The organism is Rhodococcus parequi, from assembly GCF_046042785.1.
GTDB classification, from domain to species: Bacteria; Actinomycetota; Actinomycetes; order Mycobacteriales; family Mycobacteriaceae; genus Prescottella; species Prescottella parequi.
The window spans coordinates 101,560-121,508 of sequence record NZ_JBDLNV010000008.1; the positions used below are offsets into that span (position 1 = coordinate 101,560).

Here is a 19,949-nt window from a genome sequence, read left to right on the forward strand (position 1 = left end):
TCATGCTGGAACTCGTCGACATCCGGACCGGCTACGGCCGCACCGAGATCATCCACGGCGTCACCGTCACCGTCCCCGCCGACGGCGTCGCCGCCGTGATGGGACACAACGGCGCCGGCAAGACGACGCTGCTGCGGGCCGCGGTCGGACTCGCGAAGACGACGTCGGGCACGGTCCTGCTCGACGGCCAGGACGTCACCAAGCTGCGTCCCAGCGCCCGCGTCGCCCGCGGGCTCGCCTACGTCCCGCAGGGCCAGCAGTCGTTCGGACAGCTGACATGTCTCGAGAATCTGCAAGTGGTCGCCGACGGCCGCAAACGCGGCAAGGCGCTCATCGACGAACAGCTGGCGTTGTTCCCGGCGCTCGAGTCGCTGCTCGACCGACGGGCCGGGCTACTGTCCGGCGGCCAGCGTCAACAGTTGGCGATCGCGCGGGCGCTGATCACCGAGCCGCGCGTGCTTGTCCTCGACGAACCGACCGAGGGCATCCAGCCGTCCGTCGTCGCCGAGATCGAGTCCGCGATCGTCGAACTGACCCGGCGCGGCAACCTCGGTGTCCTCCTGGTGGAGCAGCACATCGGGTTCGCCCTGCAGTCCGCTCAGCGCTACTACATCCTCGAGTCCGGTCGCGTCACCTCGAGTGGCGCCGGAGGCGCGGACGCCGAGTCCGTCGTGCGCTCCGCCATGGCCATCTGACCTGCCGATCTCACCGGCCTCCACCGCTCCCTCCCATCGAAGGAGACCATTCGTGTTCCCCGCTTTCGACACCCTGCTCGTCGCCAACCGCGGCGAGATCGCCTGCCGCATCATCCGATCCGGCCGGGAACTCGGTCTGAAGACGGTAGCCGTGTACTCCGACGCCGACGCGTGTGCCGCCCACGTGGAGATGGCCGACGCGGCCGTCCGGCTCGGACCCGCCCCCGCGGGGGAGTCGTATCTGCGCACCGACAAGGTCATCGAGGCGGCCCTCGCGACCGGCGCAGGGGCGATCCACCCCGGCTACGGGTTCCTCTCGGAGAACGAGCAATTCGCCGCCGCGGCGGAGCGGGCCGGTATCGCGTTCGTCGGCCCGACACCCGATCAGCTCCGGGTGTTCGGCAACAAGCACACCGCCCGCGAGGCGGCACGCGCCGTGGGCGTCCCGCTGGTGCCGGGCAGCGGCCTGCTCGAATCGGTCGAGGAGGCCGTCGCCGAGGCCGAGCGCATCGGCTACCCGGTGATGCTCAAGGCAGTCGGTGGCGGCGGCGGTATCGGCATGCAGGCGTGTTTCACACCGGAGGCGCTGCGCGCGGCGTACGACACGGTGCAGCGGATGGCGGCGGCGAACTTCTCGTCGTCGGGCGTCTTCCTGGAGCGTTTCGTCGCCCGCGCGCGGCACATCGAGGTGCAGGTGTTCGGCGACGGCGCCGGTCGCACGGTGAGCCTGGGCACCCGCGACTGCTCGTTGCAGCGCCGCAACCAGAAGGTGGTGGAGGAGGCGCCGGCGTCGGGTCTGCCAGAGCGCGTGGTGGAGCAGCTGCTGCGCTCGTCGCGGGACCTCGCGTCGTCGGTGAACTACCGTTCGGCAGGCACCGTCGAGTTCGTGTACGACGTGGACCGCGGCGAGGCGTCGTTCCTCGAGATGAACACCCGACTGCAGGTGGAGCATCCGGTGACCGAGGAGGTGACGGGCGTCGACCTGGTGGCGTGGATGCTGCGTCTCGCCGGTGGTGACCCGTCGATGCTCGACGGCCTGCCCGACGCCGGTCCCGCGATCACCGGCCACGCAGTCGAGGCGCGTGTGTACGCCGAGGACCCCGCGCACGACTACCGGCCCAGCGCCGGAACCCTCACCTCGGTCCGGTTCCCCGCCGCCGCCCGGATCGAGACGTGGGTCGACACCGGGACCGAGGTGAGTGCGCACTACGACCCGATGATCGCGAAGATCATCACCGGCGGCGCCACCCGCGAGGCGGCCTTCGCGGCATTGGGCGCCGCCCTCGCGGACACCCACCTGTACGGTCTGCAGACCAATCTGCCTCAGCTGCGCCACATCTGCGCCGCGCCACTGGGCGAGAACACCACCGCCACGCTCGCGGACCTGCCGACGTCCGGTCGCCGGATCGACGTCCTGCGGGCCGGCACCATGACCACGGTGCAGGACCTGCCGGGTCGGGTCGGACTGTGGGAGGTCGGTATTCCGCCGTCGGGTCCGATGGACGACCTGTCGTTCGCGCTGGCCAACACCGCGGTGGGCAACCCGGTGGGCGCGCCCGGACTCGAATGCACGCTGCAGGGCCCGCGGCTCGAGTTCTCCACGCCGACGGTCGTGTGCGTCACCGGCGCCGCCGTCCCGGTGACCGTGGACGGCCTGGCCGCGCCGATGTGGGAGCCGATCGAGATCGGCGCCGGATCCGTGCTCGACATCGGCACCCCCACGGACACCGGCCTGCGCACGTATCTCGCGGTCCGCGGCGGCCTCGACGTCCCGCTGTTCCACGGCAGCGCTGCGACGTTCACTCTCGGCGGCTTCGGCGGCGTCACCGGCCGCGCCGTCGCGACCGGCGACGTGCTGGGCATGCTCCCCGAGTCCGACGCGCTCACCGAACCGGCGAGCGTCCCGAACGACGTGCGCCCCGAACTGACCCACACGTGGCACCTCGCGGTCACCGAGGGCCCACAGCCGTCGCCGTCCTACTTCACCGACGCCGACATGACGCAGTTCTACGAGACCACCTGGACCACGGCGAGCCACGCGAACCGCACCGGCATTCGCCTCGACGGCCCCAAGCCGTCGTGGTCGCGTCCGGACGGCGGCGAGGCGGGCCTGCATCCGTCGAACCTGCACGACAATCCGTACAGCGTGGGCGCACTGAACGTCTCGGGCGACACTCCCATCCTGCTGGGGCCCGACGGCCCGAGCCTCGGCGGGTTCGCGTGCCCGCTCACGGTGGTGAGCGCGCACCGCTGGAAGATGGGTCAGATCCGGCCGGGAGACGCCGTGCGCTTCGTCCCCGTGCCCGACGCGGACGCCGACGCGCTGCGCCGGTCGGATCATCTACGCGCCAAGGATGTTCCTGCCGTGCGTATCTCGCGCGGCGACGGTGGCGTGCTGGGGCGCATCGACGCGGACGCCGACCGACCCGCGGTGGCGTACCTACGCGGCGGGGACGACAACATCCTCGTCGAGTACGGCCCGATGGCCCTCGACCTCGGACTGCGGATGCGCGTGCACGCGCTGTCGGAGGCGCTGGCCAACCTGCAAGTCCCCGGGCTGATCGACGTCACGCCCGGTGTGCGTTCGCTCCACCTGCACTTCGACCCGGACGTCCTGCCGCAGTTCCGCCTGCTCGGACTGCTGCAGGAGCTCGAGGCGCAGTTGCCGGCCACGCACGACCTGGTGGTGCCGAGCCGCACCGTGCGCCTGCCGCTCTCGTTCGACGACCCGTCGATCGACGAGGCGATGGCCCGCTACCGCAGCGGAGTGCGGGACACCGCGCCGTGGCTGCCGTCGAACACCGAGTTCATCCGGCGGGTCAACGGACTGGGCAGCATGGACGACGTGCGCCGCGCGGTGTTCGATGCCGAGTACCTGGTGCTCGGGCTCGGCGACGTGTATCTCGGTGCGCCGCTCGCGGTTCCGCTCGATCCGCGCCATCGCCTGGTGACCACGAAATACAACCCGGCGCGCACGTGGACGCCGTCGGACGCGGTGGGTATCGGCGGCAAGTACCTGTGCGTGTACGGGATGGAGTCGCCCGGCGGGTACCAGCTGATCGGACGGACGGTGCCGATCTGGTCGGGCTACCGGCAGCGTGCGCCGTTCGAGAGCGGCAAGCCGTGGCTGTTCCGCTTCTTCGACCGGATCGTCTGGGAGCCCGTCACTCCCGAGCAGCTCGAGGAGGCACGCGCGGAGTCTCGCGCGGGACGCTTCGACGCCGACATCAGCGAGGGCACGTTCGCGCTGGCCGACCACACGGCGTTCCTCGCCGAGAACGCCGCCTCGATCGCCGAGTTCGAGGAGCGTCAGGGCGCGGCGTTCGAGGCCGAGAAGCGCGCGTGGCACGCGGCGGGCGAGTTCGACCGGGCCGAGGCCGCACCCGAGCCCGAGCCGGAATCCTCGATGCCGGACGTGCCGGCGGGCGCGGTCGTGGTGGAGGCGCCGATGGTCGGGAACGTGTGGCGGGTGGAACTCGCACCGGGACAGCAGGTCTGCGCGGGCGATCCGGCGGTGATCCTCGAGGCAATGAAGCTCGAGATGCCGGTCCCCTGCCCCGCCACCGGGACGGTGCTGCAGGTGCTCGCGGAGCCGGGCGCCAAGGTGGCGCCCGGCACTCCGCTGGCCGTCATTGGCTGAGCCGCTCCTCGGCGAGCACCTTCACGACCCCCTTGGCGACCTTCCCGCCGGGCGCCAGGGGGAGCTCGTCGACGGTGACGACGTGCTCGGGGATGTACTCACGGGTGACGCCCTGCGCGGTGAGCCACGCGGACAGCTCGTCGGCGCCCAGTTCGGCGCCGTCGGCCGTCACCACGACGGCACACACCTTCTCGCCGAAGAGCGCGTCGTGCACGCCCACCACGGCCACCATCGTGACCGCCGGGTGTGCGCGCACGAACTCCTCGACCTCCACCGCCGAGATGTTCTTGCCGCCGCGAATGATGATGTCGGCCTTGCGCCCCACCACCCGTAGGCGTCCGTCCGCGTCGATCTCGACGATGTCGCCGAGCAGCATCCAGCCGTCGTCGGTGTACAGCTCGGAGTTGGCCGCATCGTCGTCCCAGTACCCGTGGCACGTCAGCGGGCCGTTCACACCGGGCTGTCCGCGACGCTCGGCGCCGAGCACCTCGACGCCCGCGTCGTCGAACACCCGGACCTGTGCCTCCGCGACCACGTGTCCGCACGTGCGCAGGCGGGTGTCGGCGTCGTCGTCGACGGTCGTGACGCTCACCGCACCGGTCTCGTTGGAGCCGTAGAACTGCAGCACCGCGGCCCCGGTCCGCTGCTCGAACGCGAGCGCCTCCGAGTACGGCACCGCCTCGCCCCCGGTGAACATCGCGCGCAGGGCACTCAGGTCGGCCGACTGAGCCCGCTCCGACCGCAGCAGCATCTTGAACTGGGTGCTGACACAGTTCAGGACGGTCACCCGCTCCCGCTCGAGCAGGTCGACCATGGTGTCCGCACCGAAGCGTTCGACCACCACGTTGGGGGCGCCGAGCAGGGCCGGCAGGAAGTGTGACGTCCACAGCCCGAAGCCGAACGGCGCCGGCACCGCGCCGAAGAAGACATCGGCGCCGGTGATCCGTCCGGCACGTACGGCCACTTCGGAGAAGCCGATCCAGCGACGCTCGGTCTGGGTGACCAGCTTCGGCAGGCCGGTGGTGCCCGAGGTCGAGTTCAGCAGCGACACGTCGTCGACGCCGAACCGCGGGCTGGTGGCGTCGAACCGGCGGTCGGTGATCTCGACCGGCGCACCGGCGGCGTCCTCGACCTCGACGGAACCGAGGTCGTCGACGTAGATCACGTGCTCGGGCCCGCCGGTCCGCTCGCGTAGTTCCGCGACGAGCGCGGCGGTGTCCTGGCCGCGCAGTGACCGCGCGGTGACCAGCGTCCGGCAGCTGGCGCGGGTGCTCAGGTGCGCCACTTCCTTGACACCGGAACGTGATCCGATCCCGACGGCGATCCGGCCGGTGCGGTACGCCGCGCACAGCGCCGCATGGAAGACCATCGTGTCGGGCAGGTACAGCGCGACGGCGGACTCGCCGCCCACCGCGGCCAGCGCCGACGCGATCCGGTCGGCGGTCGCGTCGTAGCTCGCCCACGAGATGCGCGAGTCGGGCGTGATGAACGCGATCCGCTCACCGATCGTGAGAGCCCAGTGCCGCACCAGTTCGCTGACGCTCAGGCCGTCGAGCTTGCGGGGGTCGGTCGCGAAGTCACCGACAGCGACGTCCAGGGTGGTCGAGAATCGTCCGGTCACCGTCACTGCTCCACTGTCGCTTCCAACATGCCCATCGACTGCTTGTACGCGGCGTCGAGCGACGCTGCGTCGTCCCGGGTGTCGACGATCCTGCCGCGCTGCATCACGTAGCCGCGCTGTACCACCGACTTCAGCGCCGCCAGCGCGGGTTCGGCGACGAGCACCGTCACGCCCTCGGCCCCGAGACCCGCCACGAGCGAACGCAGTTCGGCGACGATCTTCGGCGCGAGTCCGGTCATCATCTCGTCGAGCAGCAGCACCTTCGGCGTCGCGAGCAGGGCCCGTCCCAGCACCAGCATCTGCTGTTCGCCGCCGCTGAGGACACCGGCGTAGCTGCCGGATCGCTCGCGCAGCACCGGGAACCGGTCGAACGCCGAGTCGATCGCGTCTTTCTTCAGGCCGAGGAGGTCGGCGCCCACCTGCAGGTTCTCGCGCACCGACATCTTCATGAACAACTGCCGGCCCTGCGGGACGTACGCGAAGCCCTCGCGCACCCGTTGCAGCGCGGACAGGCCGTCGACCCGGCGACCGTCCATCGTCACCTGTCCGGTGCTGCGGACGGAGCCGTAGATCGCTCCGAACAGACTGGACTTGCCGGCGCCGTTGGGGCCGACGATCGCCGTCACCGTACCGGACGGCGCCGAGAACGAGACGCCGTCGACCGCGACGGCAGATCCGTACCGGACCTTCAGGTGCGTCACCTCGAGCGTGGTCATCACACTTCCTCTCCTGCCCCGAAGTACACCTCGCGCATCGCGTCGCTCGCGAGACATTCGGCGGGTGCGCCGTGGAAGGCGACCGATCCGAAGTCGAGCAGCACGATGGTCGTTGCGAGTTCGGCGATGAGATCGACGTTGTGGTCGACCAGCACGACGCCGCGGCCCTGCGCCTGAATCTTGCGGACCGCACCGGCGATCGCGGCGATGCCCGTGTGGTCGGCACCGGCGAACGGCTCGTCGAGCAGCAGTACCCGGGGGTCCGTGGCCATCGCGCGCGCCACCTCGACCAGACGCTGCCCACCGAGACTCAGTTCGCCGCAGGCGCTGGTGGTGTCGTCGATCGCGTATTCGTGCGCGACGGCACGGGCCCGGTCCGCGGTCGCGTCCCAGTTCTCGAACGGGCCCTTGAGCGCCCACCACAGTGAGTGCAGCGGGGTGCGCATCCGGCGTCCGTACAGGGCGGGCACGATGTTCTCGACGGCATTCAGTTCCAGTGCCAACTGTGGGTGCTGGAAGGTGCGCGAGAGGCCGTGCCGGGCGCGCTTCTCGCTCGGTCCGGTCAGCGGCCGGCCGGCCAGTCGCACCGTGCCGGCGTCCGCCTTCTGTGTCCCGAAGATGCAGTCCACCAGTGTGGTCTTGCCGGCACCGTTCGGACCGACCAGACCGACCACCTCGCCGGGAGCGACGGTGAACGAGACGTCGTCGACGGCACGGACACCGCCGTAGTTCTTGGTGAGGCCCGAGACCTCGAGCAGCACACTCACGTCCGATCACTTCCTCGCTCGTTGGAACTGCCGCGGCCGGTCACCTTGGCGAATGCCGTACCGACCCAGCCGATCACACCGCCCGGCGCGACGACGAGGATCAACAGCACCGCGACGGCGAGCAGCAGTTCGCCGCTGCCCTGGTAGCCGGGCATGTTGAGGGTCACGATCACGACGATCAGCGCACCGAGCGGGGCGCCCCACGCGCTGTTCCGGCCGCCGATGATCGGCATGAAGATCGCGAGGAACACGATGCTCAGCGTGAACGTCTCGGGTGTCACGGCCTGTACCGACACGGTGAACAGCGAGCCACCGGTCGACGCGATCGCCGCACCGATCGCGAGCGCGATCACGGTGAGGTGGGCGGGGTTGACGCCCGACGACCGGGCGGCGTTCTTGTTGTCACGGGCCGCACGCAGCGTCAGCCCCCACACCGACTTGCGGAGACGGTCGACGATCACCGCGATCAGGCAGACGAACAGGATCGCGAGCACGACCAGCGCGTACCGCGGCGGCTGCCATCCGAACAACGTGACCGCCTCGACACCGGAGAGGCCGGCGGAGCCGCCCGTGAAGCTGGGACCGTCGATGAGCCAGTGCTCGAACGCGATTCCGAACAGCAGTGTGACGGCAGCCAGGTAGAAGCCGGACAGCTTCTGTGTCGCGAGCGCCAGGATCACCGCGACCACTGCCGCGACGAGGGCGCCGATCACCCAGCCCCACCACATCGACAGCCCGGTCTTCACCGAGATGAGGGCCACCGCGTACGCGCCGATCGCGGCGTACGCGCTGTACGCCATCGACAGCGAGCCGGCCATGACGAACGGGATGTACATGCCCAGGGCGATCAGCGAGTACGTCGCGGCCAGGAACACCAGGTCCTGCCGGTACAGGCTCGGGCCCATCCACACCAGCACCCCGGCGACGACGACGAGCGTGATGCCGGCCTCGATCGCGATGTTGGTGAGCGACCGGCGAGCCCGCGAGGGCCGTCGGGGCGCTGCCGCCTCCGACGGCGGTGACGTGAGAGTCGACATCAGACGCGGACCTTCCTCGAGAGCAGGCCCTCCGGCCGGAAGGCGAAGAACACCAACGCGATCAGCAGGATCGCGGTCTGGGCGGCGCTGGCACCGAAGTAGTACGGCGCGAACACCTGCACGAAGCCGAGCAGCAGACCGCCGACCAGAGGCGCCCAGCTGCGTCCGGTGCCGCCGATCACGAGCGCGATGAATGCCGTGAGCGTCCACGACAATCCGCTCGTGAACTGCACACCGGCCTTGGGCGCGAACAGCAGTCCGGCAATCGCGGCGATGAGCCCGGCGACCGTGAAGGCCACCAGTCGAACTCGGTTCACCGGAAGCCCCAGGATGCGCGCGGCCTCCGGGTTGTCGCCGACCGCACGCAGCAGACGGCCGGTCTGCGTCGCCTGCAGCCACAGCCCCACCACGGCGAACACGACGACGGTACCGACGATCAGGACGATCGACGAACTGTCGACCGTGGCGCCGGCGACGGTCACCGGTTCGAAATCGAACAGCTTCTGGCCGGGCAAGGGAGTCCGGCCGAAGACGGTGCCGGCCAACTGCTGCACCGCGAACAGCACCGCGGTGACCGCGACGAGGGCAGGCAGTTCACCACGGCCCGAACGCTTCTGGACCTGCTGCACGACGAGCTTCTCGGTGATCACGGACAGTGCCATGCCGACGGCGAGACCCAGCAGCAGCGCGAGCCACAGCGGGACGCCGTGGTCGACGACGACGAAGCTGCACGCCATGGCCGCGGCCATCGCGTACGGGCCCATCGCGAAGTTGAAGAAGTCCGCACCCACCACCACGAGGTACATGCCCAGTGCGATGAGGGAGAAGAAGGCGCCGATCTCGAGTGCGGCGAGCCAGAGTTGGGGGTCGGTCATCTGTTCTCTCCTTCGTCAGCCGCACGGCGGCTGGTAGGACGCCCACGGACCGGCCGGCTTGTTGTCGGCGCCGAATTCGACGAGCACCAGGCCACACAGGCTGTCGGGGGCGAGATGATCGTCGGGGCCGTACGACAGCGTCAGGCCTTCCTGACCGAACGTCGCGGGCACGTCCGACACCTGCTGCAGCGCATCGCGAACCTTCGTGCGGTCGGTGTGGTCGCCGGCGATCTCGAACGCGCGCTCGAGCATCATCACGGCGTCGTAGGCCTGGGCGTCGTAGGCGGTGAGCTGGTAGTCGGCGCCCTTGACGGCGCGAATCTTCTCGGTCAGCTCGGCGGTGCGCGGATTGTTCGCGCTGAGGCTGCCCATGTAGACCATGCCGGTGAGCGCGCCGGGGTCGGCCAGCGCCCACGACTTGGGCTGGTTGCCGATCGAGGCGAGCGAGAAGCGCTGCGCGGCCGGGTAGATCTTCGCGAGCGTGTTGTGCGCGAGGATCTCGAAGTGGCCGCCGATGCTGGCGACGAGGATGGCATCCGGCTCGGTGCCGGTGACGCGCGACGCCTGCGCGGTGAGGTCGGCGGCGTCGACCGGTGCCTTCTCGACCGCCGTCACGGTCGCGCACTTCTCGAGCGCGGGCCGCAGGGTCTTGATGATGCCGTCGATCGACGCGCTCGCGTCGCCGAGGATGCCGAGCGTCTTGTAGCCCATCTTCTCGAACGCGCCGCAGTACACCTCGGCGTACTGCTTGAGGGAGTTCGGGATCATGAACGAGTAGCCGTTGTCCGGCTTGTTCGCGAACGCGTCGGACAGCACGACGGGCGCGATGGCGGGGATCTCGGACTGCTGGAGCACCGACTTCGCCTGGATCACCGACCCGGATCCGGTGGCGAGCAGGACCGCGCTCGCGCCGTGGTCGACCAGTTTGCGGATGATCGACGGCGTCTTGGTGGGACTGGACTCGTCGTTCTCGACGACCAGGCGCACCGGCTTGCCGTTGATTCCGCCGTCCGCGTTGACCAGATCGACCGCGAGGCGGACGGTGCTGCCGGCGATGGTGCTGTACGACGCACCGGGACCGGTCGAGTCCTCGTCGAGGCCGATCACGATCTCGTCGGGCGACATCTCACCGGCGGACCCGCACCCCGCCACACCGAGGGTTCCCACCGCAGCGGCCACCGCCGCAGCGACGACCCTTCCGATTCTCACAACCGACTCCCGTCTGACGCCGACCTTCAAGCGTTTGGTCGATCAAGCAAGTGCTTGATTGACTATGCGCGACAGGAGTATGCCCTGCGTCACATCGCGAAGTCAACGCGGTGAGAAATCAGTTCTGGGACGAGGTTTCAGTTCCCGCGCAGCAGACGCAGCTCGCGGATCGCTTCCTTGAGCTCACGGACGTCGCGGCGCAGGTCGTCGTACTCGGGATCCGTCGCCGCCGGGGCACTCACGGCGACCGCGACACGGCCCGTCACCTCGGACTGTCGCACGGGCCCGGGCGCCGCCTTGGCCGACGCCGATCCCGCCGGCCCGCCCGCCGCGAACCCGTCGAGGAACACCGCGATGAGGTCGTGCCTCAGACGCTCGGCATCCTGCGCCAGCGAGGCACGGTTGAACCGCACCGTCGACCAGACGGATTCGCGGAGCATGCGATGGAAGTGCTGCTGATCGATGTCGAGACGGAACTCGCCCGACTCGACACCGCGGGCGATGGCGTCGGCCCAGTAGTTGTGGGCGCGGCGCACCGCCACGGAGATCGGGCTGTCCTCCGGCTGCGACGACAGCGCGCTCTCGTTCTGATAGATCTCGGTCGCGAACGGGTGATCGGCGGCGGCCTCGAACGAGACGGCCACCATGTGGTCCAACCGCTCCCTGCCGGTTTCGCCGGGCACCTGGGCCGCCTCGTAGCGCTCGTTGAGGTCGTCGACGAAAGCGATGACGATCTCGAAGACGATCGCGTCCTTGGAACCGAAGTAGTGGTACAGGCTGCCGGAGAGGATGCCCACCTCGTCGGCGATGTCCCGCACGGTGGTGCCCGCGACGCCGCGCTCGCTGAACAGCTTCGCCGCGTGGAATAGAATTTCTTCTCGCCGGGTCGATCCCACCTGACGACTCCCCCTCAACGGTGCCGGACGCAGTGCCGCGCGGTCCCGATCGAACGCTTGCTTGACACCCGCCGATGTTACACGGCCCCGCCGACCTGCCCGGCATATCCGACCTGCGGTGCTAGCGTTTCCTTACCGTGCGGTAACCGAGGGGCGGGTGGGAGTCGCGATGGCACGAACGGGGCGGAGACAGGCACTCGAGGAGCGCCTGGAAGGCCGGCGTGTGCTCATCACCGGGGCGGCCCGCGGCATCGGCGCGTCCCTGGCCCGACGCCTGCATGCCCGCGGCGCCCACGTCGCCCTGCTCGGCCTCGAACCCGAACTACTCGAACAGGTCGCGACCATGTGCGGCGGCGCCCCGTGGCGGGTGTGCGACGTCCGCGACGGCGAGGCGGTGCAGCGGGCCGTCGACGGCCTCGCCGACGAACTCGGCGGACTGGACGTCGTGGTGGCCAACGCCGGTGTCGCGGCCCAACTTCCGCTGCTCGGCGGCGACCCCGACGTCATGTCGCGCACCGTCGAGGTGAACCTGCTCGGGACGTACCACACCGTGCGTGCGGCCGGACCGCTCGTCGCACATCCCGGCGGGTACGTGCTGCTGGTGGCGTCGGCCGCGGCAGGGGTGCAGCTGCCGCTCATGGGCGCGTACGCCGCCAGCAAGGCAGCGGTGGAGGCGCTCGGCAACACGCTGCGCCTCGAAACCCGGCACCTCGGACTGCGAGTGGGCGTCGCGTACCTCGCCGAGGTCGACACCGACATGACCGCGATCGGCTTCGGAACCGAGGCCGCCGCCCAGATCAAGGGGCTCGGACCGTTCACCCGGGTCGCCCCACGCTCGGTGGGGGTGGACGCGTTCGAGAAGGCCATCGCCGCGCGGGCCCGCCGCGTCTACGCGCCCCGCTGGGTGGCGCCGACGATGCGGCTGCGCATGCTCGTGCAGCGGACCGTCGAACTGCGCCCGCAGCCGCGGATGGCCGCGGCCCTCGACGCCGCCCGCGCCGAGCACGCCCACCTCACCACGCCACTGCCGGACCGACCCGGGGAGACCGAGTGACCGCGTACGACGAGAAGACCGGCAACCACACCACGCCACGCGTCCCGCCGGGCAGGTTCAAGCAGCTCGGGCCGGTGAACTGGGCCACGTGGCGGGTGCTGTCGCTCGGATCGCGCACCAAGGACGCGAAGCTGTTCAGCACGCTCGGCCGCACCGGCGGCCTGTTCCGCGGCTGGCTGCACTACTCGGGCGTCCTGATGCTGTTGCCGGGCACCAAGCTGTCCCGCTTCGAGATCGAGCTGGTGGTCCTGCGGGTGGCCCACCTGCGCGGATCCCGCTACGAGTGGCAGCATCACGTGCGGCTCGGCCGCCGCGCCGGCATCACCCCGCAGATCCTCGAGCGCATCCTCACCGGGCCCACCGACCCCGACTGGTCGCCGCGGTATCGGGCGATGCTGGCGGCCGCCGACCAGATGGTCGCCACCAAGAACGTCGACGACGCGACGTGGGCCACGCTCGCCGGCCACCTCGACGAGCGGCGGCTCGTCGAGTTCTGCCTTCTGGTGACGCAGTACGACGGTTTGGCCACCGCGATCGACACCCTGCGAATCCAGCCCGACTTCTGATTCGCGGGCGGTGGCACACTGGTGGCGTGGATCCTGAGCAACTCCGAACCGATTTCTCCCGATTCATGATGACGTACCGCTTCGCCATCACTCAGTTGTTGACGAAGGTGAACATCCTCAAGGACGAGTTCACGCACATCAATCTCTACAGCCCCATCGAGCACGTGACCTCGCGGCTGAAGACGCCCGAGAGCATCGTCCGCAAGGCGAACCGCATCGGCTGCCCGCTCACCCTCGACGACGTCCGCGAGCAGATCCTCGACATCGCCGGGGTGCGGATCACGTGCAGCTTCATCGCCGATACCTACCGCATCGCCGACATGATCACGAGTCAGCCCGACATCGAGGTCCGCGAGGTCGAGGACTACATCGCCGACCCCAAGCCGAACGGGTACAAGAGCCTCCATCTGATCGTCGAGGTGCCGGTGTACCTGAGCGACCGGGTGCAGCAGGTGCCCATCGAGCTCCAGATCCGCACCATCGCAATGGATTTCTGGGCCAGCCTCGAGCACAAGATCTACTACAAGTTCAACCGGGAGGTGCCGCCCGAGTTGCTGGCCGAGCTCACCGAGGCCGCGGAGACGGCGCACCGACTGGACGTGAAGATGGAACGCCTCAACGAGGAGTTCGCGAAGCTCAGGGCGCAGGCGGGCGTCGCCGACGAGGCCCCCGCGTTGGAACTGCCGCCACAGCTGCTCGACGCGTTGCGGGTGCGCCTCTCCGAGTGAGTCACCGGCCGTTGTTCACAGTTACGCGGCCGTTTCAAGTCCCCGGACCGACATGTGACCATCCCGACGATGCGGCGGTATTCGATTGCCGCCGTTCCCGGTTCACCGGTAGCGTCTCCCCGTTCGGCCGCGACAGTCGTCCGTGCCACCGATCCGGTAGGAACTGCATGTCCCAAGACGTCCAGGCGACCTCGCGTCCCGACGCCCCCGTACACGACAATCCCAATCACGACCGCCGCTGGCTGGTGCTGTGCATCGTCGCGCTGGCCCAGCTCACCGTCGTCCTCGACGGGACCATCGTGAGTATCGCGCTGCCCGACGCCCAGAAGGAACTGGGCATCAGCAACCTGGACCGGCAGTGGGTGGTGACCGCCTACGCGCTGGCGTTCGGTGCGCTGCTGCTGCTCGGCGGTCGCATCGCCGACTTCTGGGGCCGCAAGCGCTCGTTCATGGTCGGCATGGCCGGCTTCGCGGTGGCGTCGGCCGTCGGCGGCTTCGCGCAGACCGGGATGCAGCTGTTCGCCGCCCGGGCCGGGCAGGGCGTGTTCGCGGCGCTGCTCGCGCCGGCCGCGCTCGCGATCCTCACCACGACGTTCGTCGGCGAGAAGGAACGCGCCAAGGCGTTCGCGGTGTTCGGTGCGATCTCCGGCGGCGGCGCCGCGATCGGCCTGCTGCTCGGTGGCGTGCTGACGCAGTACGTCGACTGGCGCTGGTGCCTGCTGGTGAACATCCCCGTCGCGATCTTCGCGATCGCGGTGACGCTGCCGATCGTCAAGGAGACCAAGGCTCACGGCGACACCAGCTACGACCTGCCCGGCACCGTGCTGGTCGCGATCGGCCTCGGCTCGCTGGTGTACGGCTTCACCAAGGCCGAGCACGGCTGGCTCGAGACGCAGACGCTGCTGTTCATCGGCATCGGCCTGGTTGCGCTCGTCGCGTTCGTCCTCGTGGAGAAGAAGTCCGCGAACCCGCTTCTCCCGCTCAGCGTCCCGTGGCACCGTGACCGCGGCGCGGCGTTCATCGGCTCGGCGCTGGTCGGCGCGGCGCTGCTCGGCGGCACGCTGTACCTGACGTTCTACCTGCAGATCGTGATGGGCCTGAGCCCGGTGATGTCGGGTGTCGGCTCGCTGCCGATGGCGTTCTTCATCGTCATCGCGTCCACCATCGCGGCGCAGCTCACCACCCGCATCGGCCCCAAGCCGCTCATGGTCGTCGGACCGATCTTCGCGGCCGTCGGCCTGTTCCTGCTCACCCAGATCGAGGTGGACACCTCCTACTGGACGCACGTGTTCCCCGGCCTGGCGATCTTCGGTTTCGGCCTGGGTCTGCTGATGGTGCCGATGCAGAACCTGGCGCTGCTGGGCGTGCCCAACCACGACGCCGGTGCCGCCAGCGCCCTCGCGAACGCGACGCTTCAGGTCGGCGGCGCGCTGGGCACGGCGCTGTTCACCACCGTGTACGCGTCGGCCAAGAGCGCGTTCCAGGCCGACAACCCGGCGCCCACACCCCCGCCCGGCTTCCCCGCCGACGCGATCCCCACCGACCTCGCGAACGCCACGCCGCTCACGGCCGAGCAGATCGCGGCCATGCCCGCGCCCGCGCAGGACTTCGTCGGCAAGGTCATGGACTGGGTCTTCGGCACCGAGGTGTCCGGCTACGCGCACGCGTTCGGCTGGGCAGGTGCGCTCATCCTCGTCATCAGCCCGATCGTGATGATCCTGGTTCGTGCCAAGAAGGGCGACATGCCCGCCGAAGGCGCCGTCGGGATGCACTGATCTCTCTCCTCCCCCATTCCCCCTCGGGAAGCTGAAGGGTCCCTTCGCGCGCTGCCGGCGCATGAAGGGACCCTTCAGCTGTTTGCGGGGGTCAGAGCGCGGCGCGCAGGACGTTCTCGAGCGGGGTGGACGGCCGTCCGATGAGCCGCTGCAGGTCGCCGCTGGTGACGTCGAGGACACCGGTCGCGATACCGGCGTCGGCGTCGGCGAGGACCGCGGCGACGGGCGCGGGCAGGCCGACCGACTCGAGGATGCCCTGGTACTCCGCGACGGGCACGTTCCGGTACTCGACGGGCTTGCCGGTGACGGTCGAGATGGCCTGGGCCAGTTCGGGGTACGCCACGTGCTCGTCACCGCCGAGCTCGTACACCTTGCCGGCCTGGTTCTCGTCGGAGGTCAGCACGACGGCGGCGGCCTCGGCGTAGTCGGCGCGGGCCGCACCCGCGACCCGGCCGTCTCCGGCGCTGCCGACGAGGACGCCGCGCTCGGCGGTCCCGGCCAGGTCGTTGGTGTAGTTCTCCCAGTACCAGCCGTTGCGGAGCAGCGCGTGGTCGATGCCGGAGTCGGCGAGCAGCCGCTCGGTCACCTGATGTTCCCGCGCGAGCTGGAGGGTGTTGTTCGGCGCGTCCGTGATGGACGTGTACGCGACGAAGCCGACGCCCGCGACTTTCGCGGCGTCGATGATGTTGGTGTGCTGCGGCACCCGCGCCCCCACCTCGCTGCCGGAGACGAGCAGCAGCTTGTCAATGCCCGCCAGTGCGGTCTCGAGCGCGGCGCGGTCGGCGTAGTCGGCGGTGCGCACCTGGACGCCCTGGGCCGCGAGGTCGGCGGCCTTCTCCGGGTTGCGGACGACGGCGACGACGTCGGATGCGGGGACACCGCGCCGCAGCAGGGCGTCGACGGCGAGGCGGCCGAGGTGCCCGGTGGCACCGGTGACGGCGATGGTCATGAGAACTCCCAAGGTTGAACCTTCAATGCTTCGTTCGCCCTCCATGATGAACTTATTTTTCGTAAGTGCAACTGTTTGAGTCAGCACTGATTGTTTGACAGGTAGTAACCTGAAGTACGTGAGCAGCGACGACCAGCACTTCGACGACCCGACCCTCGAGGCCGACGTCTTCGCGCGCGACTGCCATTCCCGGGGCGCGCTGCTCAACGTCACCGGACGCTGGGGCACGCTCGCCCTGGCTGCACTCGCCGAGGGCCCGTACCGGTTCGGCGCGCTGCGCCGCCGGGTGGACGGGGTGAGCGAGCGGATGCTGGCGCAGACGTTGCAGCAACTCGAGCGCGACGGCCTGGTGCACCGCGAGGTCCGCGAGACGATCCCGCCGAACGTCGAGTACAGCCTCACCCCACTCGGCGAGGAGATTGCCGAGCGTCTCACCGGCCTGATCGATCTGCTCGAATCGCACATGCCGGACATCTATGCGGCCCAGAATCGGTACGACGCACGCTGACCGAGACGACGACGGGGGGTGGCCATGCCGAGCCTGACCAGCAGGGCCATGCCGTTGGCCATCGCGATGCTGGGACGACGCCGACCGAGCGCCGACGACATCCGCCGGGAGATCGCCGCGCTGCAGGTGAAGCCGAAGCCGTTCGCCCCGCCGCCATCGCTGGGACGCACCCTCGACGTCGCCGCGTCCACCTCGGCGGCGGGGTGGCCGGTGTTCACCGTGACCCCGCGCGGGGTGGCCCCGTCGTCGCGCGTGCTGTACCTGCACGGCGGCGCGTACATCCGGGAGATCACCCGACACCACTGGAAAATGGTGGGACAGTTGGCCTCCGCGGGCGCGTCGGTGACGGTGCCGATCTATCCGGTGGCGCCGCGCGGGACGGCGTCACACGTGGTGACGGCGTCGACCGACCTGGCGGAGCAGTTGGCGAAGCACGACGAGCCGCTGGTGATCGCGGGCGATTCGGCGGGCGGCGGACTCGCGCTGGCGGTGGCGCTCGCGCTGCGCGACCGCGGCGCCGCCTCCCCCGCCCACACCGCGCTGATCTCTCCGTGGCTGGACGCGACCGGGTCGCATCCGGAGATCCGCGAGATCGCCCCGCGCGATCCGTGGCTGCACCCGGACGGCCTCACGGTGGCCGCCGACGCCTACCGCGGCGAGCTGGATCGGGAGCATCCGTGGGTGAGCCCGCTGAACGGAGACCCCACCGGCCTCGGCCCGCTCACTCTCTTCACCGGCACCCGCGACATCCTCAACGTCGACGCCCGCCGCTTCCGGCCGCTGGCGTCCGACGCTGGGATCTCGCTCGACTTCCACGAGGCGCGGGAGATGATCCACGTCTACCCGCTGCTCCCGATCCCGGAAGGCAAGAAAGCCCGCACAATCCTGTGCGGGCTTCTCGCGGACTAGCTCTTCGGGCGGCGAACCGTCAGAAGTTGATCATGTGGCCGGCGAGGCCGTGGATGGCCTCCTGCAGCGCCTCGCTGAGCGTGGGGTGCGTGTGCACGTTGCGGGCCAGCTCGTTGACCGTGAGGTCCCACTTCTGGGCCAGGGTCAGCTCGGGCAGCAGCTCCGAAACGTCGGGGCCGATGAGGTGGCCGCCGAGCAGCTCGCCGTACTTCTTGTCGGCGATCAGCTTGACGAAGCCGTTGGGGTCGCCCAGGCCGTGGGCCTTGCCGTTCGCGGTGAACGGGAAGGTAGCGACCTTGATGTCGTAGCCCTCGGCCTTGGCCTGCGCCTCGGTGAGACCGAAGCTGGCGACCTGCGGCTGGCAGAACGTGGCGCGCGGCATCATCCGGTAGTCGCCCAGCTCCATCGTCTCGGCGCCGCCGATGGTCTCGGCCGCGACGACGCCCTGCGCCTCGGCGACGTGCGCGAGCTGCAGCTTGGCGGTGACGTCACCGATGGCGTAGATGCCGGTGACGTTGGTGCGCATGCGCTCGTCGATCGCGATGGCGCCGCGGTCGGTGAGCGCGACGCCGGCGTTCTCGAGGCCGTAGCCCTCGACGCGTGGTGCGAAGCCGACCGACTGCATGACCTTGTCGACGGTGACGGTCTCGATCTCCCCGGACTTGTTGTCCTTGATGGAGACCGTAACGTCGGAGCCGTTGTCGACGATCGACTGGACGGCCGCACCGGTCTTGATCTTGACGCCGAGCTTCTTGTAGTGCTTGGCGATCTCCTTGGAGATGTCCTCGTCCTCGTTGGGGAGGGCGCGGTCCAGGAACTCGACGATGGTGACGTCGACACCGTAGTTGGAGAGGACGTAGCCGAACTCCATGCCGATGGCGCCGGCGCCGACGATGACGATCGACTTCGGCAGGTCGCGGGTGAGGATCTGCTCCTCGTAGGTGACGACGTTCTCGCTCAGCGAGGTGCCCGGCAGCAGCTTGGTCACCGAACCGGTGGCGATGATGACGTTGTCGAAGGTCACCGTCTCGGTGGCGCCCGAACTGAGGGCGACCGAGATGGTCTTGGCATCGACGAACGTGCCACGACCGTCGAACTCGTCGATCTTGTTCTTCTTCATCAGGAAGTGCACGCCCTTGACGCGGCCGTCCGCCACCTTGCGGCTGCGGTCGAACGCGGCGCCGAAGTCGAAGGACACGTCTCCCGAGATGCCGAACACCTTGGCTTCCTTGTGGAAGAGGTGCGCCAGTTCGGCATTGCGGAGAAGAGCCTTGGAGGGGATGCAGCCCACGTTCAGGCAGACACCGCCCCAGTACTTCTCTTCGATGATGGCGGTCTTGAGGCCCAGCTGTGCCGCGCGGATAGCAGCGACGTACCCACCGGGACCGGCTCCGAGGACAACGACGTCATAGTGTGAGGTCACGAGGCCCTAGCGTAGCCCCGCTGCGATTCGATGTCCCGGGTTGGTGCTTACTCGCGAGTAAGGTCCACTCAGCGGTCGTGACTGCGCACACACACCTGCGACCCCAGCCGCCTGTGGCGACTGGGGTCGGAGGTGCGAATGCGTCAGCTGAACGAGATGGCGCTCCCGAGGTCCCCGACGGTGCTACCGCCGAAGACGCTTCCCCGGCTGAGGCTGAGGAAGATGTCGAGCAGACCCGACATGGAGCCCGTGACCGCCCCGGAGAACGAACCGAGGTCGATGGCGTCCAGATTCATAGCAATCGCCTTTCTTACTGCGCTGGGTGATTCGGATCAGGAGAGCTCGGTGACCGAACCGAAGTTCACGATGTTGCCGATGATGAGCTGGATGAGGCCCAGGAGGTCAGCGTTCATTGTTACTCCTACTTTCGTGGTGGTGGGTACTGTTCGTGATTGCTGCGTGATCTCTCCCGCAGCGGGTCGGGAGCTCGCCGGCCAGGGGACCCCGCTACCCCGGATTCGTCTACTCCCTGCTCATCCCGCCCGTTCGGCACCAACTGCGGCGTGACCGTGGTGTGCCAT

At 69.3% G+C, this 19,949-nt stretch carries 18 protein-coding genes; 8 read left to right on the forward strand and 10 right to left on the reverse strand.

The features are described 5' to 3' along the window. Window positions 1–2 precede the first annotated feature (2 nt). Together urtE and uca are read left to right on the forward strand one after the other, a co-directional pair. Window positions 3–695 carry an urea ABC transporter ATP-binding subunit UrtE gene (gene urtE / locus ABEU20_RS21365; RefSeq protein ID WP_420166386.1) on the forward strand — a complete coding sequence of 231 codons (693 nt, stop codon included), beginning with the start codon at window positions 3–5 and terminating at the stop codon, window positions 693–695. 52 nt (window positions 696–747) lie between these two features. Next, window positions 748–4,335: an urea carboxylase gene (gene uca, locus ABEU20_RS21370; RefSeq protein WP_420166387.1), complete on the forward strand. Its 3,588-nt coding sequence runs from the start codon at window positions 748–750 to the stop codon at window positions 4,333–4,335. Here the strand turns inward: uca and ABEU20_RS21375 are convergent. From ABEU20_RS21375 to ABEU20_RS21405, 7 genes are all read right to left on the reverse strand, one after another. Further along, window positions 4,325–5,962: a class I adenylate-forming enzyme family protein gene (locus tag ABEU20_RS21375; RefSeq protein WP_420166388.1), complete on the reverse strand. Its 1,638-nt coding sequence runs from the start codon at window positions 5,960–5,962 to the stop codon at window positions 4,325–4,327. The genes uca and ABEU20_RS21375 overlap by 11 nt on opposite strands. After that, window positions 5,959–6,672, reverse strand: coding sequence for an ABC transporter ATP-binding protein (locus tag ABEU20_RS21380; protein WP_420166389.1), 714 nt, complete (start codon window positions 6,670–6,672; stop codon window positions 5,959–5,961). Before ABEU20_RS21380 ends, ABEU20_RS21375 begins: the two co-directional genes overlap by 4 nt. Then, the gene (locus ABEU20_RS21385; RefSeq protein ID WP_420166390.1) at window positions 6,672–7,439 is read right to left on the reverse strand and encodes an ABC transporter ATP-binding protein; all 768 of its coding nucleotides are present in this window, start codon (window positions 7,437–7,439) and stop codon (window positions 6,672–6,674) included. Before ABEU20_RS21385 ends, ABEU20_RS21380 begins: the two co-directional genes overlap by 1 nt. Beyond that, a complete protein-coding gene (locus ABEU20_RS21390) occupies window positions 7,436–8,476 on the reverse strand; it encodes a branched-chain amino acid ABC transporter permease (RefSeq protein WP_420166391.1) in 1,041 nt (346 codons plus the stop codon). Before ABEU20_RS21390 ends, ABEU20_RS21385 begins: the two co-directional genes overlap by 4 nt. Next, the gene (locus ABEU20_RS21395; RefSeq protein ID WP_420166392.1) at window positions 8,476–9,351 is read right to left on the reverse strand and encodes a branched-chain amino acid ABC transporter permease; all 876 of its coding nucleotides are present in this window, start codon (window positions 9,349–9,351) and stop codon (window positions 8,476–8,478) included. Before ABEU20_RS21395 ends, ABEU20_RS21390 begins: the two co-directional genes overlap by 1 nt. A 15-nt stretch (window positions 9,352–9,366) precedes the next feature. Beyond that, window positions 9,367–10,560, reverse strand: a complete 1,194-nt coding sequence (locus ABEU20_RS21400) for an ABC transporter substrate-binding protein (RefSeq protein WP_420166393.1) — start codon at window positions 10,558–10,560, stop codon at window positions 9,367–9,369. A gap of 137 nt (window positions 10,561–10,697) precedes the next feature. After that, entirely contained in the window at window positions 10,698–11,456 is a 759-nt protein-coding gene (locus ABEU20_RS21405; protein ID WP_420166394.1) for a TetR/AcrR family transcriptional regulator, read from the reverse strand. Between the two features lie 169 nt (window positions 11,457–11,625). Between ABEU20_RS21405 and ABEU20_RS21410 the strand changes: the two genes are divergently transcribed. The 4 genes from ABEU20_RS21410 to ABEU20_RS21425 all read left to right on the forward strand — a co-directional run bounded on the left by ABEU20_RS21410 (window position 11,626) and on the right by ABEU20_RS21425 (window position 15,579). After that, a complete protein-coding gene (locus tag ABEU20_RS21410) occupies window positions 11,626–12,510 on the forward strand; it encodes an SDR family NAD(P)-dependent oxidoreductase (protein WP_420166395.1) in 885 nt (294 codons plus the stop codon). Further along, a complete protein-coding gene (locus ABEU20_RS21415; protein WP_420166396.1) occupies window positions 12,507–13,076 on the forward strand; it encodes a carboxymuconolactone decarboxylase family protein in 570 nt (189 codons plus the stop codon). Before ABEU20_RS21410 ends, ABEU20_RS21415 begins: the two co-directional genes overlap by 4 nt. Window positions 13,077–13,102: 26 nt before the next feature. Further along, entirely contained in the window at window positions 13,103–13,804 is a 702-nt protein-coding gene (locus ABEU20_RS21420) for a GTP pyrophosphokinase (protein ID WP_420166397.1), read from the forward strand. Between the two features lie 167 nt (window positions 13,805–13,971). Beyond that, complete coding sequence (locus tag ABEU20_RS21425; protein ID WP_420166398.1) at window positions 13,972–15,579, forward strand: MFS transporter; 1,608 nt, start codon at window positions 13,972–13,974, stop codon at window positions 15,577–15,579. A 91-nt stretch (window positions 15,580–15,670) separates the two neighbouring features. Here the strand turns inward: ABEU20_RS21425 and ABEU20_RS21430 are convergent, their stop codons facing one another. Further along, entirely contained in the window at window positions 15,671–16,528 is an 858-nt protein-coding gene (locus tag ABEU20_RS21430) for an SDR family oxidoreductase (RefSeq protein ID WP_420166399.1), read from the reverse strand. 118 nt (window positions 16,529–16,646) lie between these two features. On the opposite strand from ABEU20_RS21430, the gene ABEU20_RS21435 reads away from it, so the two are divergent. Both ABEU20_RS21435 and ABEU20_RS21440 read left to right on the forward strand, forming a co-directional pair. Beyond that, window positions 16,647–17,036: a winged helix-turn-helix transcriptional regulator gene (locus ABEU20_RS21435; protein ID WP_013417058.1), complete on the forward strand. Its 390-nt coding sequence runs from the start codon at window positions 16,647–16,649 to the stop codon at window positions 17,034–17,036. Window positions 17,037–17,060: 24 nt separating this feature from the next. Then, on the forward strand, window positions 17,061–17,945 hold the full coding sequence (locus ABEU20_RS21440; protein WP_420166400.1) for an alpha/beta hydrolase fold domain-containing protein: 885 nt from the start codon (window positions 17,061–17,063) through the stop codon (window positions 17,943–17,945). A gap of 19 nt (window positions 17,946–17,964) precedes the next feature. On the opposite strand, the gene lpdA is transcribed toward ABEU20_RS21440, so the two are convergent. Both lpdA and ABEU20_RS21450 read right to left on the reverse strand, forming a co-directional pair. Continuing rightward, entirely contained in the window at window positions 17,965–19,368 is a 1,404-nt protein-coding gene (gene lpdA, locus ABEU20_RS21445; RefSeq protein WP_420166401.1) for a dihydrolipoyl dehydrogenase, read from the reverse strand. A gap of 143 nt (window positions 19,369–19,511) precedes the next feature. Continuing rightward, on the reverse strand, window positions 19,512–19,664 hold the full coding sequence (locus ABEU20_RS21450; RefSeq protein ID WP_005517973.1) for a hypothetical protein: 153 nt from the start codon (window positions 19,662–19,664) through the stop codon (window positions 19,512–19,514). Between the last annotated feature and the right edge of the window lie 285 nt (window positions 19,665–19,949).

Coding starts and splice junctions, on each gene's coding strand:
- urtE (WP_420166386.1), top strand. CDS start 3: ATGCTGGAACTCGTCGACATCCGGACCGGCTACGGCCGCACCGAGATC.
- ABEU20_RS21380 (WP_420166389.1), bottom strand. CDS start 6,672: ATGACCACGCTCGAGGTGACGCACCTGAAGGTCCGGTACGGATCTGCC.
- ABEU20_RS21390 (WP_420166391.1), bottom strand. CDS start 8,476: ATGTCGACTCTCACGTCACCGCCGTCGGAGGCGGCAGCGCCCCGACGG.
- ABEU20_RS21395 (WP_420166392.1), bottom strand. CDS start 9,351: ATGACCGACCCCCAACTCTGGCTCGCCGCACTCGAGATCGGCGCCTTC.
- ABEU20_RS21410 (WP_420166395.1), top strand. CDS start 11,626: ATGGCACGAACGGGGCGGAGACAGGCACTCGAGGAGCGCCTGGAAGGC.
- ABEU20_RS21425 (WP_420166398.1), top strand. CDS start 13,972: ATGTCCCAAGACGTCCAGGCGACCTCGCGTCCCGACGCCCCCGTACAC.
- ABEU20_RS21430 (WP_420166399.1), bottom strand. CDS start 16,528: ATGACCATCGCCGTCACCGGTGCCACCGGGCACCTCGGCCGCCTCGCC.
- ABEU20_RS21440 (WP_420166400.1), top strand. CDS start 17,061: ATGCCGAGCCTGACCAGCAGGGCCATGCCGTTGGCCATCGCGATGCTG.
- ABEU20_RS21450 (WP_005517973.1), bottom strand. CDS start 19,664: ATGAATCTGGACGCCATCGACCTCGGTTCGTTCTCCGGGGCGGTCACG.